The organism is Actinomadura monticuli (genome assembly GCF_041463655.1).
GTDB lineage: Bacteria > Actinomycetota > Actinomycetes > Streptosporangiales > Streptosporangiaceae > Spirillospora > Spirillospora monticuli.
On sequence record NZ_JAXCEI010000015.1, the window covers coordinates 99,960 to 115,229 of the forward strand.

Here is a 15,270-nt window from a genome sequence, read left to right on the forward strand (position 1 = left end):
GAGGCAACCCATGGTGCAGGTCGCGGTGGCGCAGTTCGCGCCCGGCCTCGACAAGGACGAGAACCTGGCGGCGATCGGAGAGCTCACCGGGGAGGCGGCCGGGCGCGGCGCGCGGGTCGTGGTGTTCCCCGAGTTCGCGATGTTCACCGCCCCGAAGCTGGACGGCCGGTTCGTCGACTCCGCCGAGCCGCTGGACGGCCCGTTCGCGGGCGGGCTCGGCGCGCTGGCGGGGCGGTACGGCGTGCATCTGGTCGCGGGGGTGAACGAGCGGCTGGACGACCCCGACGGTCCGCCGGCCCCCGCCCGCCACCACGCGACGGACGAGCCCCGCTCGACGGCCCGCATCTCCAACACGCTCGTCGCCCTCGGCCCCGGCGGCGACATCGTCGCCGAGTACCGCAAGCTCCACCTGTACGACGCGTTCGGGTACAAGGAGTCGGCGCTGGTGCGGCCCGGCGAGATCGGCGCCCCGGAGACGTTCACCGTCGACGGGGTCACGTTCGGCATGCAGACCTGCTACGACGTCCGCTTCCCGGAGGTGACGCGGCGGATCGTGGACGCGGGCGCCGACGTCCTGGTGCTGCCCGCCGCCTGGGTGCCGGGCCCGCTGAAGGAGGACCACTGGCGGACGCTGGTCCGGGCCCGCGCGATCGAGAACACGATCTACGTGGCGGCCGCCGGGCAGTGCGCGCCGATGGGCGCCGGGAACAGCATGCTCGTCGACCCGATGGGCGTCGTCGTCGCCGGTTTGGGGGACGGGTCGGGCGTCGTGTCCGGCGAGATCTCGCCCGCGCGGGTCGCCGCCGTCCGGAAGACGAATCCGGCGCTCGGCCTGCGCCGGTTCACCATCGCCCAGGCCGGGTGACCCGCGCCGGCTCCGGTGTTCGACCGTTCGCCTTGACCTTTGAGTGAGCACCCACTCAAACTGGTGGGGACGACGGCGCTCACGGGGAGGCACGGCGATGGCGGATCGGCTGTTCCGGTTCGGAGTGATGGCGGCCTGGGCGCGGGACGGCGCGCACTGGGCGGCGCAGGCGCGCCGGGCGGAGGACCTCGGGTACGCGACGCTGCTGACGCCCGACACGTCCGGGACGGCCATGCCGGCGGCGTCCCTCGCCGCGGCGGCGGGCGCGACCACGACGCTGCGGGTCGGCACGTTCGTGCTGTCCGCGGCGACCCGGCCCGCGCACATGATCGCCTGGGAGGCCGCGTCGATGGCCTTCGCCACCGGCGACCGCTTCGAACTCGGCATCGGCGCCGGCCGCCCCGGCGGCGAGGACGACGCCGCCCTCTTCGGCGTCCCCTACGGCGCGCCCGCCGAGCGGATCGCCCGGGTCGAGCGGGTGCTCGACGCGGTCGCGCGGCCGCCTGAGGGGCTGTTCGCGGGGACGGGCCGCTCGCCGCGCGTCGTCGTGGCAGCGTCCCGTCCCCGGATGCTGGAGCTGGCCGCGCGGCGGGCCGACACGGTCGCGTTCGGCGTCCCGCCGCTGACCGGCGACGCGGAACTCGCCGGGTACGTCGACCTCGTCCGGGATGCGGCGGGGGAGCGGTTCGACGACCTGGAGCTCTGCACCCAGGTGCACGTCGTCGGCGACGAGGTGCCCGCGTGGCTGAGCGGCCAGATGGGCGTGGACCCGGCCGCCATGGCGGCCTCCGACGCGATCGCGAAGCTGTCGGGGACGGCGCGCGAGATGGCGGACGCCCTCGCCCGGCGGCGCGACGAGCTGGGCGTGTCGTACGTGTCGGTCTCGTCCGCCTTCGTCGAGGAGTTCGCGCCCGTGGTGGAGCTGCTCGCCGGCCGGTGACCGGGGATCACGGCGACCCGGGACACGCCGTCCGTGTATCAACCCGGCAACGGTCCCGGCGATTCTGCGTGCCAGGACGGCTACTTAGCGTGAGCATCGTGGGGTGCGCCTTTCTTCCAGTCTCCCGCCCGCCGGATTCACCCGGGCCGAGCCGAGCCCGCCCACCCGCCGGCGGGCGCTCCGCGCGCCGTGGCCGCTGCTCGCCGCCGTCGTCGTGCTCGTCCTCGGCGCCGGCCTGATCGCGGCCGCCTACGGGGAGCTGCGGACGGCGTCCCGCTCGGTGACGCCGGACGCCGCCACGCAGCCGCCGCCCGCGAAGCGGCCCGCGCCGCCGGCCGAACGGCCCGAGCCCGTGGACGCCGTGACCGCCGCGCCGTCGCCGGAACCGGCCCGCCACCGCGGTCGCCCGGCCCCGAGGTCATCGCGCCGCACTCCGGCCGCATCGCGCCGCCCGGCCGTGCCGGACAGGCCGCGCGCCCGCCCGACCGTGAAGCGCAAGACGCGTGCCGCGCGTCCGGCGCCGCCGTCCTGGATCGACGCCGAGTGCCGCCGCCGCTTCCCGGACGACCCGCTCCGCAGGAGGTACTGCGCCGCCGCCTACGTCCGGGGTTGGGAGGCCATGCGCGGCTGAGCCGGTCAGGCGGCCTCGGCCGTGAGCAGCCGCTCGACGTCGGCGCGCAGCGCTCTGACGTCCACCCCGGCCTCCACCGCGAGCCGCGCCGCGAGGAAGTCGTCGTCGTGCAGGACGCCGAGCAGGATGTGGCCGCCGCGGATCTGCTTCTGCTTGAGCCGGATCGCGTGCCGCAGGCTCAGCTCCATGGCCTTCTTCGCCTTCGGCGTGAACGGGATGTGCCCCCGGCCGTAGCGGTGGAGCTTGCCCGCGGGCACGTCGAGCGCGCCTTCGCCGAAGCTCTCCTCGGTCGCCTCCCGGACGGCGTCGAGGTCGATCCCGATGCTCCGCAGCGCGTCGGAGTCGAGGACGTCCCCGCCGGACCGGTTGACCCGGACGATCCGGGCGCGCAGGTCGCCGGCGTCCAGGCCGGCCTCGCGGAGGGCGCGCGCGACGGGGTCGTCGCCGGTCAGCAGGGAGAGCAGGACGTGCTCGGTGCCGATGTGGTGATCGTGCATGGCCCGCGCCTCCGCCTGGGCTCCCGTCACGGCCTGCCGCGCTCCCTGGGTGAAACGCTCGAACATCGTCCTACCGCTCCTTCTTCTGCGTGGTGCCGGTGTCGGGGGCGGGCGACGCTCCGCGCCCCCCGCCCGGCTTCGCCGGGAGTGAGAGGCGGCGTCCGCCGCCGTGCTTCTTGTGGACGGCCTGCCGGCTCACGCCGAGGCAGACCGCGATCTCCTGCCAGGACCAGCCCTGGTCGCGGGCGCTGGCGACCTGCAGCGCCTCCAGCCGCTCGGCCAGCTCGCGCAGCGCCCGCACGGCCCGCAGGCCCACGGCCGGGTCGCGGCTGCTCGCCTCCTGGGCGAGCGTCACGCCATCTCCATCGCTCATGCTGTCAATGTAGGTTGACATCAGCGCCATGTCAACCAACGTTGACGATCGAGGCTCGGGCCGCCGACCGCCGCGGCTCAGCGGACGGCCAGCAGCGTGGTGAGCAGGTCGTCCAGGCTGACCAGCCCGGCGACGCCGCCGTCCCGGGCGATGGCCAGGCCCAGATGGCTGTGGTGCGACTTCAGGACGGCCACGGCCTCGCCGACCGGGGTCCCGACCGGCATCGCCGGGACCGGGTGCGCCAGCTCCCCGGCCGGCGTCGCGAGTCCCCGCGCGCGGGCCAGGTAGGCGTCCCGGACGTGCACCATCCGCGCGGCGCCCGGCCGGCCCGAGCCGCGCAGCATGAGCCGCGTGTGCCCGCTGCGGGCGGCGGCGTCCACGACCTCCTGCGGGGACGCCGTCACCGGCACCGACACGATGCCGGACACCGGGACGACCAGGTCGGCCAGCGGCGTGCGCGGCGCGTCCAGCGCGGTGGTGAGCAGCGTCAGCTCGCTCTCCTCGATCAGCCCGAGCCGCCGCGACTCCTGCGCGATGCTGCGCAGCTGCTCCGGCGTGCGCGACACCTCCCGCGAGTCGGCGGGCCGGACGCCGGCCGCGCGCAGCAGCAGGTTCGTCGTGCCGTTCAGGGCCGCCAGCGCCGGGCGGACGACGGTCGTGAACGCCCGGAACGGCAGCCCCAGCACGGTCGCGGACCGCTCCGGGTCGGCGATCGCCCACGACTTCGGCGCCATCTCCCCGACCACCATGTGCAGGAACGTCACCAGCGCCAGCGCCAGCACGAACGCGACCGCGTGCGCGGCCCCGCCGGGCAGCCCGGCGGAGTGGAACAGCGGGCTCAGCGCCCCCGCGAACACCGGCTCGGACACGAGGCCGAGACCGAGCGAGCACATCGTGATGCCGAGCTGCGCGCCCGCGAGCGTCAGCGACAGCTCGTCGATCCCCGCGACCGCGGCGCCGGCGGCGCGCCCGCCGCGCGCCGCGGCCCGCTCCAGCCGCGGCCGGCGCGCGGCCACCAGCGCGAACTCGGTGGCGACGAAGAACCCGTTGCCGGCCAGCAGCGCCAGCGTGACGGGCGCGCCGAGTGCGAGGTTCACCGGTCCTCCCGGGCGGTCTCGACGGTCCGGACGCGGATCAGCTCGGGCACGTGCCGGTGGATCGTCAGGACCTCCACGACGGCCGTGCGGGGCGGCTCGTCCAGCCGGTCCGGCGGGATGTCCACGCTGACCACGTCGCCGGGCGCCGCCACCCGGCCGAGCCGCTTCAGCAGCAGGCCCGCCACGGTCTCGTAGTCGCCCTCCGGCAGCGCGATGCCGGTCTCGTGGGCGACCTCGTCGATCCGCAGGCCGGCGTCGGTCGTCCACCACTCGCCGGTCCGGATCGCGAGGTCCTCGCCCGGCTCGTTCTCGTCGGCGATCTCCCCGACCAGCTCCTCGGCGACGTCCTCCCAGGTGACGATGCCGGCGAAGCCCCCGTACTCGTCCACCACGCAGGCCAGCGGCTCGGCCGCGCCTTGCAGCCGCAGCACCACCTCCGGCAGCGGCAGCGACGACGGCAGCAGCAGCGGCGGCCGGGCGATCTCGCCGACGCCGGTGCGCGCCGCCTCGTCCGGGTCCAGCACGACCAGCTCCTCCAGCCCGACGACGCCGACGACGTCGTCCACCCCTTCACCGAGGACGGGGTAGCGCGTGTGCCCGCTCGCGGAGATGACGTCGCTCAGCTCGGCCGCCCGCGCGGACGCCTGCACGGTGATCACGTCCACCCGCGGCACCATGACCTCCTCGGCGTCGCGCTCGGAGAAGGCCAGCGCGCGCTCCAGCAGGTCGACCTGGCCCGCCGGCAGCTGCTCGCCGGACTCGCCGATGATGTGCCCGAGCTCCTCCAGCGTCGCGCCGTGGTGCAGCTCCTCGACCGGCTCGATGCCGACGGCGCGGACGAGCCGGTTCGCGGACGCGTCGAACAGCCTGATCAGCGGTCCCGCCACCATCAGGTAGACCAGCGTGGACCCGGCGAGCGCGCGGGCCAGCGGCTCCGCCCGCGCCAGCGCCAGGTTCTTCGGGAACAGCTCGCCCAGCACCATCTGGACCACGGTGGCCAGGACGAACCCGAGCGCCACCGCCACGCCGCCCGCCGCCGCGTCCGGGACCCCGCCCGCGCGCAGCACCGGGTCGAGCAGGTCGGCCAGCGCGGGCTTGGCGATGAACCCCACGACCAGCGCGGTCACCGTGATGCCGAGCTGGGCGCCGGAGAGCATGAACGACAGCCGCCCCATCACCCGCAGCGCCCGCGCGGACGCCCGGTCGCCCTCGGCCGCCCGCTGGTCGAGCGCCGGCCGGTCCGCGGTGACGAACGCGAACTCCTGCGCCACGAAGTAGCCGGTCGCGGCCGTCAGCACCAGCACGGCCAGCAGCCCGAGCGCGCCGTTCACCCGGTCTCCCTCCGCCGCGGGCGGCCGCGAGCGCCTCCGCCGGCGCCGCCGTCCACGATCTTCCTTACCCCGGCGGGACGGTGTCTCTCCCGATCCCCGGACGGTTATCGACCGCTCTGCGTGGAATGAACCCATGAGCGAGCAGGAGCCGCGGCCACGAGTGCGAGGGGGCCCGATGCCCAGACCGTTCGCGTCGTCCGCAGATCTGGGCGACAAGACGCCGACGCTGGAGATCCTCGCCGACGGCGTGTACGCGCTGACGGCCGAAGGCGACCCGAACGTGGGCGCCGTCGAGGGCGAGGACTTCCTGGTCTGCTTCGAGGCCCTCGCCACGCCCGCCGCCGCCCGCGACTGGCTCACCGTGCTGCGCGCGCACACCGACAAGCCGATCCGCTACCTGGTCCTGTCGCACTACCACGCCGTCCGGACGCTCGGCGCGAGCGCGTTCGGCGCCCCGGTGGTGATCGCGCACGACCTGACCCGCGCGCTCATCACCGAGCGCGGCAAGCAGGACTGGGAGTCCGAGCTCGGCCGGATGCCCCGGCTGTTCAAGGACCCCGACGGCATTCCCGGCCTCACCTGGCCGTCGGTGACGTTCACCGGCACGCTGACCATCGACCTCGGCGGCGATCGCGGCGACCTCGACCTGGCGTACTGCGGGCGCGGGCACACCGAGGGCGACATCGTGGCGTGGCTTCCCCGGCACCGCGTCCTGTTCGCCGGCGACCTCGTCGAGACGCAGGCGGCGCTCTACACCGGCGACGCGTTCCACCGGGAGTGGGCGTCCGGCACGCTCGACCACGTGAACTCGTTCGGTGCCGAGACCCTCGTCGGCGGGCGCGGCGCCGTCGCGCACGGCCGGGACGCCGCCCGCGCCGCCGTCGGCCAGACCCGCGACTTCCTCACCACGATGACCGGCGAGGCGGGCCGGGTCCGGCGGGACGGCGGCACGCTCAAGGACGCGTTCGCCGCCGTGCACGCCGCCCTCGCGCCCGCCTACGGCGGCTGGCCGATCTTCGAGCACTGCCTGCCGTTCGACGTGTCCCGCCTGTGGGACGAGCTGGACGGCGTCGAGCGCCCCCGGATCTGGACGGCGGACCGCGACCGGGAGGTCTGGGCGGAGCTCCAGGACTGACCGGGGCGGTGGCCATGCGATGCCTGGATCTCGTGACAATCCGCAATCGACCGGGTTCGTCGGCGAGGATTGACTCCGTCCGCGGCCGCCGGACGCCCGGACCCGGAGGGGAGTGGCGATGACCGGAGAAGACCGTCCCCGTCCGGTGTTCGACCCGGCCCTCGGCGACGAGGTCCGCACCCTGCTCGCCGCGGCGCCCGAACGGCTGGTCGCGGCCCACCTGCCGGCGCCGCCGCCGCCGCGGCTGCGCGCTCCCACGATCGTGGCGCGGCTCGTGTGGATCCCGGCGTTCGCCGTCTTCTACGGCGTCCTGCCCGGCGGCTGGCTGCGCGTCTGCCTCCTCGGCTCGCTGGACGACGACGAGATGCTGGGCGGCGCGACGCGCTGGGGGCGGCTGCCCGTCCTCGCGATGATGCTCACCCCGGCCCTGCAGATCCTCCTGCTGCTGCTCGGCCAGGCCGGGGCCGCCGCCGTCCTCGCCGCCGCCAGCTTCACCGCCTGGGCGGCGGGCGCGCTGCGGCACGTGCAGGAGCCGGCCGCCGCCCGCGCCGCGCGCGAGCACCACGGCTCCTACCTGCTGCCCGCCGACTTCGACCGGCCCGCCGCGCGGCTGCTCGTCCGCGCCCAGCGGGCCGTCGACGCCGTCCTCGGGTCGCGGTCCCACGGTGCCGGGCTGCTCGACGACGTCAACAACACGGTCGTCCTGCCCCGGCAGGAGTGGGCGATCGCGGGCGCCCTCGCCGAGCACAGCCGGCTGCGCCGGGAACGCCTCGCCCAGCGGCCCGACCGGCTCTCGCCGCGGGTCCTGGCGCTGCTGGAGCCGCAGGACCGCGCCCTCGAACTGTCGATCGGCTCGGTCACCGGGCGGATCGAGGCGCTGGAGGCGTACGCGCGCCGCGCCGGCGAGGCCGACGACGCCTACCACGAGTCGCTGGTGGTGCAGGCGCTGCCGGAGCAGAACGCCCGCTACCGGGACCTGCTGGCGAGCACCGTCGGGGACGAGATGGCGGGCGCGGAGATCCGCGGCATGGCCGAGGACGCCCACCGCGCCGAGCTGGCGCTGCGCGAGCGCGTCGCCGGGGCGCTGCGCGCGGGCCGCGACCTGGCCCCGCCGCCGGGGGACTGCGGGGTCAGTCCTCGGCGAGCACGATGACGCGGTCGTCGGCGGCCAGGGTGATCGGCGCCGCCTTGTCCGGGTTGAGCGCCACGCCGTAGCCGGGCGGCTCGTGGAACCGCGCGGTGATCCGGTAGCCGAGGGCGACCTCGCCGCGCCGCCGCGCGGACTCGATCAGCGTCGCGAAGTTCGCCTGCACGCCCGGCACCAGGTAGTCGCAGGCGGGCTTGAGGTAGATCTCCGAGCCGGCCGGGTCGAGCAGGTCCACGAAGACGTCGTACAGGTGGCGGTTCTCGCTGAGCTGGGTGAGCATCAGGCTGATCAGCTTCTCGCTGACCACGAAGTCGTCGGCCTTGGTGACCTGGGCGATCTCCCGGTTGGCGTCGTCGTGCATTTCGCTGACGATGGCAAAAGGGTCGTGTCGGGGGGTGTGGGGGGTCGTCCCCCCACGGGTGGGTGGGTCGTGTCGGGGGGTGTGGGGGGTCGCCCCCCGGGCGGGGGGTGGGGCGCCCAGCGCGTCCGCCATGTCGCGCAGGTGCAGGAGTGTGACGAGGGTGCGGGCGTCGGCGTGGTCGGGGGCGTGGCCGGCGTCCGACAGGACGATGACCTTCTGGTAGGAGCCGACGTCGAGGGACTCCAGCGACGGCCGCTCGGTCGGCTCCGCCCGGACGAAATCGATCTTGAGGTTCGCGGGGGCCGGCAGGCTCTCGGTGGGGTCCTCCCGCGGCGCGGCCACGGTCAGCTCCGACGCGGGGGCGAGGAACTCGTCCAGCAGCTCGATGATCTTGGGGGCGCGGTGGTTCCAGCCGAGCATCAGGGTCCGCTCGGGCACCGGCTCCCGCGCGACGGCGGTGCTGATCGCCTCCTCCCGGACGGCTGGTCCGCGGTCGCCGGCGAGGCTGATGAGCAGGTCGTCCTCGGCCAGGATGATGATCTCGTCGTCGGCGCGGATCACGGTGTCCATCGGCGGGTTGAGCAGCACGGTCCCGTCATGGCGCCGCAGTCCGGCCGGGACGCCGAGGTCGTAGGCCGACAGCGACTCGCCGAACGGCCGTCCCGCGAGGGACGGCTCGGGCCGCATGTAGAACTCGTGGCCGGCGAAGTCGAGCAGCTCGGTGCAGACCTGCGACAGGCCCGACTGGCGGTGCGACTGCACGATCAGCCGGATCGCGACGTCGTCGGCGTCGATGATGTGCGCGCGGTCGCCGCCGGCGAGGCGCGCGGCGGGCAGGTTGGCCGAGTCGTGCACCGCGGCGACGACGTGCGGGGGGTCGCGCTCCCACGTCCGGGCGCCGAGCGACAGCAGCACCTTGATGACGCGGGTGTCGGCGTCCTCCAGCTCCGGGGTGACGATGAGGATGGAGCGCGCGGTGCCGGGGCTGACCAGCTCCACGTCGGCGACCTTCAGCGGGTCGCCGGTGCGGCACACGATCCGGGTGCGGCCGAGGTCGCCGACCCGGGCGCGGATCGCGTCCTCCATCTCGACCTTGTCGCGGTTGGCGAGGATCGCCACGCATGATCTGCGCTTGCTCTGGTTGGCCTCCACCAGCTCGGCGACGACGGTGAACACCTGCTCCGACCAGCCGAGCAGCACGGTGTGCCCGTGCTCGACGATCCGCGACCGGCCCTTGCGCAGCTCGCCGATCTTCGCCTCGAGGCCGGTGGTGAGCACGCCGATCAGCGAGCTGACGATGAAGATGCCGCCGATGGTGGACACGAGCATGAGCGCCAGGAACGGGCCGGTGCCGGTGTCGTCGCCCATCGTGCCGGGGTCGAGCGTGCGCAGCAGGCTCCGCCAGACCATGCCGGGCCAGTGCCCGTTCTCCTCGCTGTCGCGCGGCGCCAGGACGACGGCCGCGCTCGCCACCACGAGCACCAGCGCCACCGATGCGAGGCCGAGCCAGCCGATCAGCGCGGGCGTCCCCTTCGACATCGTCCGGTCGAACCAGTACCGGACCCGGTCCCGTCGCGTCACAGGTGCCAACCGGTCCGCCCCCCTCCAGCCGTTGCCCGCCCCCAGCCTATTGCGATGACTCACACCATTCCCGGCATTCTCTCCTAATTAGCGATTTTCCCGGTGCGCACGGAAGGGGCCGGGGTGTGAGAATTCCACCCCGGCCCCTCGGTGCCGTGCCGGAACGCAGCCGGCCGCGCGGCCGCTAGTGGGCGGCCTCGTACTGCTCGATCACATTGGCGGGGATACGGCCCCGCTCATTGACCTTGATGCCGTGGTTCTTCGCCCACTCGCGAATCTCGGCGGAGCGCTCGCGGCTGCCCGCGGTGCGCGACCCGCGGCCCGCGCGGCCGGTGGTCTTGCGCGCCTTGCGGGCGCTCGCCACGAACGGCTCCAGGCCGTTGCGCAGCTTGGCGGCGTTCTTCTTGCTCAGGTCGATCTCGTAAGTGGTGCCATCGAGGGAAAAGCTGACGGTCTCGTCAGCCTCTCCGCCGTCGATGTCGTCCACGAGAAGGACTTCGACCTTCTGTGCCATGCGGGGACTCCCTCTAGCTATACGTCCGGCCTGGCGTCCGGATGTGCCTCGATGAATGCAGCATAGACCTCATCCGATATCTTGCCACGTTCGGAGACTTCGATGTCCTGACGCAATGCCCACTCGCGGACATCGCCGTTCGTGTAGCCCTTGATCTTCGCGACGCGGGACTTGCGGCCCTTCCCGGCGGGCTTCACCTCCGCGGCGTTCTCGATGAAGGGCGCGAGGGCGTCCAGCATCTCGTTCAGCCGCTTGTAGTTGTCATCGCTCAAGTCGATCGTGAACGTCCGACCCAAGACTTCGAAGTCTCGCTTTACGACATCGCCGCCTTCGGAGCCGTCGATGTCGTCCACGCGAATGACCTTCTCGGCCATGTGCTCTGTGTCTTCCTTCCCCTCGCCTACGCGGCGTCCCCGACCGTAGCGGATTCCGGGTCGACCAGGGATGGGACACGGGGGGCGGGACGGGGAGGGCGGAGATGTCAGCCTTCGTGGCGCCGGATCCAGGTATGCAGGAGGAGCATCATCTCCAGCCGGATCTCCGGGTCCTCGATGTCGAAGCCGAACATCTCGTGGAGCTGCGCCAGCCGGTAGCGGACGGTCTGCGGGTGCACGCACAGGACCTCGGCGGCGCCGGTGGCGTTGAAGCCGTGCTTCATGCACTCCAGCAGCGTCACGGCGAGCCGCAGGCCCTGCCGGGGCCCGGCCTCGTCCAGTGGGGCCAGCCGCCGGGACGCCACGATCTCGGCGAGCGTGCCGCCCTCGCGCAGCAGCAGGCCCGGCAGGTGCTCCTCGGCCCGGACGAGCACCCCGGCGCGCCGGGCCGCGCGCCCGCCGGCGGGCGCGGACCGGGCCGGGCGGCGGGGCGCGGCGGGGGCGAGGTCGAGCGCGCGCCGCGCCCACAGCAGCGACGTCCCGGCCTGCTCGACCGGGACGGACGGGCCGATCGCGCCCGTCCAGCCGACGAGCGTCGCGGTCAGCTCGTCGATCCGGCCGGGGCCGTCCGGGTCGGGCATGATCAGGCAGGGCCGGCCGTGGTCCAGGCCGGTCAGCAGGGACGGCGGCAGCCCCGCCGGGCCCTCGCCGCCGTTGCCCGGCCGCGGCCGCAGCACGATCACCGCCAGCCGGCGCGGCAGCGGCCAGCCGGCCCGCGCGGACTGCTCGCGGGCGACCTCGGGCGGCGCCGGCGGGTCCGACAGCAGCAGCGTCAGCAGCCGGCCGCGGCGCTGCTCGCGCTCCCCGGCCGCCTTCTCCCGGGCGCGCGCGTAGCCGTGCGCCGCCGCGGACGCCAGCGCGTCCAGGTAGGCGAAGTTCGCCTCGGCGAGCAGGCTGATCAGCGCGCGGGGGCGGCCGAGCCGCTCGGCCTCGACCGCGAGGTGCCGCCAGGCGATCCGCGACCCGACCCGCATCGCGTTCTGCAGGTGCTCCAGGCTGCGGCCCTCGACGGCCTCTCCGTAGCCGACGTCGAAGAAGACCTGGGACACCTCCTTCCATGAGGTGTCCGGGTCGGCGATCATCTGCACGAAGTGCTCCATCGCGTGCGCGACCGCGGCCTCCGCCACCCGCCAGTAGGCCGCGTCGCCCGGCCGGTCGTACTCGGGGACGAGGCGCAGCACGCCCTTCACCATCACGCCGAGCAGCCCGGGCAGGTGGGGCCGCATCCAGCGCGCCTCCTCCGCCGGGACGTCCCGCCAGGGCTCCTCCGTCAGGCTCTCCAGGACCGGTGATCCGGAGTGCGCCTCTTCGTATGCCGCGGTCACGGTGCCACCTCCCGCTCAGCCTTCTGCGAAAGCGCCATCTTCCGGGCGGCCTGGCGTCCCGGTGGATCCCAACCTAGGTAGGCGGCGTGATAAGCGACACTCAGCTTCCTTCACCGTATGGAGGCACGTTTGTCAGCGTGCTGACAAGGGCTCGCGCCGGCCGTGGAAACGGGTGTGCCGGAACGGCCTCAAGTTCCGGTCAAAGCGCGCATGCCGCACGCACCGGCGGGTAGCCGCCCGGCAAGCCCATTCACCGTCGAGGGAGCTGGACCATGGCCGACCCCGCCGACCGCGCGGACCCGAAACAGGAGCAGATGGACCGACGGCGGGTGAGCCCCGAGGGCACGGAGCTCACCACCGATCAGGGGATCCGGGTCGACGACACCGACAACACCCTTTCCGCGGGTGAGCGCGGCCCGTCCCTGATCGACGACTTCCATATGCGCGAGAAGATCACGCATTTCGACCACGAGCGGATTCCGGAGCGGGTCGTGCACGCCCGCGGCGCCGGCGCGTACGGTCAATTCACGCTGCACGAGTCGCTCGCCGAGTACACCACGGCCGAGTTCCTCACCGACACGTCGCTGACGACGCCGGTGTTCGTGCGGTTCTCCACCGTCGCCGGCTCGCGCGGGTCGGCCGACACCGTCCGGGACGTCCGCGGCTTCGCGACGAAGTTCTACACGCGGCAGGGGAACTTCGACCTCGTCGGCAACAACATGCCGGTGTTCTTCATCCAGGACGGCATCAAGTTCCCCGACTTCGTGCACGCGGTGAAGCCGGAGCCGCCGAACGAGATCCCGCAGGCGTCGTCCGCGCACGACACCCTCTGGGACTTCGTGCAGCTCCAGCCCGAGACCATGCACATGATGATGTGGCTGATGTCGGACCGGGCGCTCCCGCGCAGCTTCGCGATGATGCAGGGGTTCGGCGTCCACACGTTCCGGCTGGTCAACGCGCAGGGCCGCGGCACGTTCGTGAAGTTCCACTGGAAGCCGAAGCTCGGCACCCACTCGCTGGCCTGGGACGAGACCCAGAAGATCGCCGGCAAGGACCCCGACTTCAACCGGCGCGACCTGTGGGACCGGATCGAGGACGGCGACTTCCCCGAGTACGAGTTCGGCGTCCAGCTCGTGCCCGAGGAGGACGAGCACAGGTTCGGGTTCGACCTGCTCGACGCGACCAAGATCATTCCGGAGGAGGAGGTGCCGGTGCGGCCGGTCGGCACGATGGTGCTGAACCGCAACCCGCGGAACTTCTTCGCCGAGACCGAGCAGGTCGCCTTCCACATCGCCAACGTCGTGCCCGGCATCGACTTCACCAACGACCCGCTGCTGCAGGCGCGGCTGTTCTCCTACCTCGACACCCAGCTGATCCGGCTCGGCGGCCCCAACTTCCCGCAGATCCCGGTCAACCGGCCGATCGCGCCGGTGCGCAACCACCACCGGGACGGCTACCACCAGATGGACCTCCACCCGGCGCAGGCGGCCTACCACAAGAACTCCCTGTCGGGCGGCTGCCCGGCGGTCGGCGGTGCGGGCTCGTTCAGCCACTACCAGGAGCGGGTAGACGGCAACAAGATCCGCAAGCGCAGCGAGAGCTTCGCCGACCACTACTCCCAGGCGACGCTGTTCTGGAACAGCATGACCGACTGGGAGAAGGAGCACATCGTCGGCGCGTTCCGGTTCGAGCTCGGCAAGTGCGAGCACATGCACATCCGCGAGGGCGTCGTGGGGCACCTCGACCACGTCGACCACGACCTCGCCGTCCGGGTCGCCGAGGGCGTCGGCGTGACGCCTCCCGGGACGGCCGCGACCGCCAACCACGGGCGCAGCTCGCCCGCGCTGAGCCAGGCGAACGCGCCGGGGGACTCGGTCCAGGGCCGCAAGATCGCGTTCCTGGTGGCGGACGGCGTCGACTCGGGCGCCGTGACCGCGGTCGGGGACGCGCTCACCGAGGCGGGCGCGGTCTGCGAGGTGCTCGCCGCCGGGGACGGCCACGTCCAGGCGGCCAACGGCGGCCAGGTCGAGGTGACCCGGGCCATGCCGACCGTCGCGTCCGTCCTCTACGACGCGGTGTTCGTGCCGGGCGGGGAGGAGAGCGTCCGGACGCTCGCGCAGGACGGCGACGCCGTCCACTTCGTCGCCGAGGCGTTCGTGCACTGCAAGGCGGTGGCCGCCCTCGACGCCGGCATCGGGCTGCTGGAGCGCGCGGGGATCACCGGCGTGGAGTTCGCCGACGGGAACACGGTCAGCGACAGCGGCGTCGTCACCGGCGAGGGCCCGACCGCGGAGTTCCCCGCCGAGCTGATCGCGGCGGTCAAGGCGCACCGGCACTGGACGCGGGCCAAGGCGCACGTGCCGGCCTGACGGGACCCGGCGCCCCCTCCGCGGGGACGGACCGGGGACGGGCCCGGTCCGCCGAGGCGCGGTGCGCGCCGCCGGGCCGGGCTCCCGCATGACCGCATTCTGCCAATTGATTGTGGGCAACCTCACAGCCGCGCCGGTATCCGTGCTGATTTGAACGAAATTCTGAAAATATATCTTGTGCGACCGGTCCGGTAAAACGCGCCGGGCGGGCGCGGTGAAACGCGCGCCTATCGATCCGCATTGCGGCCGGGTGACGTGCGCGGTCGGCCCGCGAGGCGGCCCGCCGCGACCTGCAAGCGGACCCTGACATGCGGTTTCCAAGCCGGGACGGCCCCGCGCGCCGCCTCCCCGGGCGGGGCCCGGTTGCCTGCCTGGGCAGCCCGGCACCGGCCGGACTGCCCAGGGGTGCAGTTCATCGATGCGCATTTCTGTAGCAAGATGACGGCCGTCCGATCGGCTTATCCGCCGTTACCGAGAAGGGCGCTCGACGCCGTTTTCGGTAGGCGGGGGCCGTGGAGGCAGGGTCGGCAATTGGAGGGAGGGCGCATGGCCGCGTCCGTTATCGAGCGATTCCGCGCGCTGGTCGTCGACGAGTCGGATCCCTTCTACTTCGATCATCCGCTCGACCATGTGCCGGGGATGCCGCTCTTCAGCGGCCTGCTGGAGCCGG

The 15,270-nt window shown here is 73.5% G+C and carries 14 protein-coding genes; 6 read left to right on the forward strand and 8 right to left on the reverse strand.

Features of this window, described 5'->3' with window-relative positions:
• The first annotated feature begins 10 nt into the window (after positions 1 to 10).
• The 3 genes from SM611_RS29070 (at position 11) to SM611_RS29080 (ending at position 2,436) form a co-directional block, all read left to right on the forward strand.
• Positions 11 to 865: a carbon-nitrogen hydrolase family protein gene (locus tag SM611_RS29070; RefSeq protein WP_371953487.1), complete on the forward strand. Its 855-nt coding sequence runs from the start codon at positions 11 to 13 to the stop codon at positions 863 to 865.
• Between the two features lie 97 nt (positions 866 to 962).
• A complete protein-coding gene (locus SM611_RS29075; protein ID WP_371953488.1) occupies positions 963 to 1,805 on the forward strand; it encodes an LLM class flavin-dependent oxidoreductase in 843 nt (280 codons plus the stop codon).
• A 103-nt stretch (positions 1,806 to 1,908) separates the two neighbouring features.
• Positions 1,909 to 2,436 (forward strand): hypothetical protein, encoded by a 528-nt coding sequence (locus SM611_RS29080; RefSeq protein WP_371953489.1) that lies wholly within the window; start codon positions 1,909 to 1,911, stop codon positions 2,434 to 2,436.
• Between the two features lie 5 nt (positions 2,437 to 2,441).
• Here the strand turns inward: SM611_RS29080 and SM611_RS29085 are convergent, their stop codons facing one another.
• From SM611_RS29085 to SM611_RS29100, 4 genes are all read right to left on the reverse strand, one after another.
• Positions 2,442 to 2,999, reverse strand: a complete 558-nt coding sequence (locus SM611_RS29085) for a Clp protease N-terminal domain-containing protein (RefSeq protein WP_371953490.1) — start codon at positions 2,997 to 2,999, stop codon at positions 2,442 to 2,444.
• A gap of 4 nt (positions 3,000 to 3,003) precedes the next feature.
• The gene (locus SM611_RS29090; protein ID WP_443112149.1) at positions 3,004 to 3,306 is read right to left on the reverse strand and encodes a helix-turn-helix domain-containing protein; all 303 of its coding nucleotides are present in this window, start codon (positions 3,304 to 3,306) and stop codon (positions 3,004 to 3,006) included.
• 77 nt (positions 3,307 to 3,383) lie between these two features.
• Positions 3,384 to 4,403, reverse strand: coding sequence for a hemolysin family protein (locus tag SM611_RS29095; protein ID WP_371953491.1), 1,020 nt, complete (start codon positions 4,401 to 4,403; stop codon positions 3,384 to 3,386).
• Positions 4,400 to 5,734 carry a hemolysin family protein gene (locus SM611_RS29100; protein WP_371953492.1) on the reverse strand — a complete coding sequence of 445 codons (1,335 nt, stop codon included), beginning with the start codon at positions 5,732 to 5,734 and terminating at the stop codon, positions 4,400 to 4,402. The genes SM611_RS29095 and SM611_RS29100 overlap by 4 nt, the downstream gene beginning before the upstream one ends.
• A 175-nt stretch (positions 5,735 to 5,909) precedes the next feature.
• On the opposite strand from SM611_RS29100, the gene SM611_RS29105 reads away from it, so the two are divergent.
• Positions 5,910 to 6,869 carry an MBL fold metallo-hydrolase gene (locus SM611_RS29105; RefSeq protein WP_371953493.1) on the forward strand — a complete coding sequence of 320 codons (960 nt, stop codon included), beginning with the start codon at positions 5,910 to 5,912 and terminating at the stop codon, positions 6,867 to 6,869.
• Between the two features lie 118 nt (positions 6,870 to 6,987).
• Positions 6,988 to 8,022 carry a hypothetical protein gene (locus SM611_RS29110; RefSeq protein ID WP_371953494.1) on the forward strand — a complete coding sequence of 345 codons (1,035 nt, stop codon included), beginning with the start codon at positions 6,988 to 6,990 and terminating at the stop codon, positions 8,020 to 8,022.
• Here the strand turns inward: SM611_RS29110 and SM611_RS29115 are convergent.
• From SM611_RS29115 to SM611_RS29130, 4 genes are all read right to left on the reverse strand, one after another.
• Positions 8,000 to 9,967 (reverse strand): CASTOR/POLLUX-related putative ion channel, encoded by a 1,968-nt coding sequence (locus SM611_RS29115; RefSeq protein ID WP_371953495.1) that lies wholly within the window; start codon positions 9,965 to 9,967, stop codon positions 8,000 to 8,002. The two genes, SM611_RS29110 and SM611_RS29115, sit on opposite strands and share 23 nt — an antisense overlap.
• Positions 9,968 to 10,142: 175 nt before the next feature.
• On the reverse strand, positions 10,143 to 10,472 hold the full coding sequence (locus SM611_RS29120) for a histone-like nucleoid-structuring protein Lsr2 (protein ID WP_371953496.1): 330 nt from the start codon (positions 10,470 to 10,472) through the stop codon (positions 10,143 to 10,145).
• A gap of 17 nt (positions 10,473 to 10,489) precedes the next feature.
• Positions 10,490 to 10,846, reverse strand: a complete 357-nt coding sequence (locus tag SM611_RS29125) for a histone-like nucleoid-structuring protein Lsr2 (protein ID WP_371953497.1) — start codon at positions 10,844 to 10,846, stop codon at positions 10,490 to 10,492.
• A 107-nt stretch (positions 10,847 to 10,953) separates the two neighbouring features.
• Complete coding sequence (locus SM611_RS29130) at positions 10,954 to 12,231, reverse strand: PucR family transcriptional regulator (protein ID WP_371953498.1); 1,278 nt, start codon at positions 12,229 to 12,231, stop codon at positions 10,954 to 10,956.
• A 272-nt stretch (positions 12,232 to 12,503) separates the two neighbouring features.
• On the opposite strand from SM611_RS29130, the gene SM611_RS29135 reads away from it, so the two are divergent.
• Complete coding sequence (locus SM611_RS29135; protein ID WP_371953499.1) at positions 12,504 to 14,600, forward strand: catalase; 2,097 nt, start codon at positions 12,504 to 12,506, stop codon at positions 14,598 to 14,600.
• The last annotated feature ends 670 nt before the right edge of the window (positions 14,601 to 15,270 follow it).

Bases quoted from the DNA above. Each gene is read 5' to 3' on its own strand.
- SM611_RS29105 (WP_371953493.1), top strand. From the start codon at position 5,910: ATGCCCAGACCGTTCGCGTCGTCCGCAGATCTGGGCGACAAGACGCCG.
- SM611_RS29090 (WP_443112149.1), bottom strand. From the start codon at position 3,306: ATGAGCGATGGAGATGGCGTGACGCTCGCCCAGGAGGCGAGCAGCCGC.
- SM611_RS29070 (WP_371953487.1), top strand. From the start codon at position 11: ATGGTGCAGGTCGCGGTGGCGCAGTTCGCGCCCGGCCTCGACAAGGAC.
- SM611_RS29110 (WP_371953494.1), top strand. From the start codon at position 6,988: ATGACCGGAGAAGACCGTCCCCGTCCGGTGTTCGACCCGGCCCTCGGC.
- SM611_RS29125 (WP_371953497.1), bottom strand. From the start codon at position 10,846: ATGGCCGAGAAGGTCATTCGCGTGGACGACATCGACGGCTCCGAAGGC.
- SM611_RS29120 (WP_371953496.1), bottom strand. From the start codon at position 10,472: ATGGCACAGAAGGTCGAAGTCCTTCTCGTGGACGACATCGACGGCGGA.
- SM611_RS29135 (WP_371953499.1), top strand. From the start codon at position 12,504: ATGGCCGACCCCGCCGACCGCGCGGACCCGAAACAGGAGCAGATGGAC.
- SM611_RS29075 (WP_371953488.1), top strand. From the start codon at position 963: ATGGCGGATCGGCTGTTCCGGTTCGGAGTGATGGCGGCCTGGGCGCGG.
- SM611_RS29085 (WP_371953490.1), bottom strand. From the start codon at position 2,999: ATGTTCGAGCGTTTCACCCAGGGAGCGCGGCAGGCCGTGACGGGAGCC.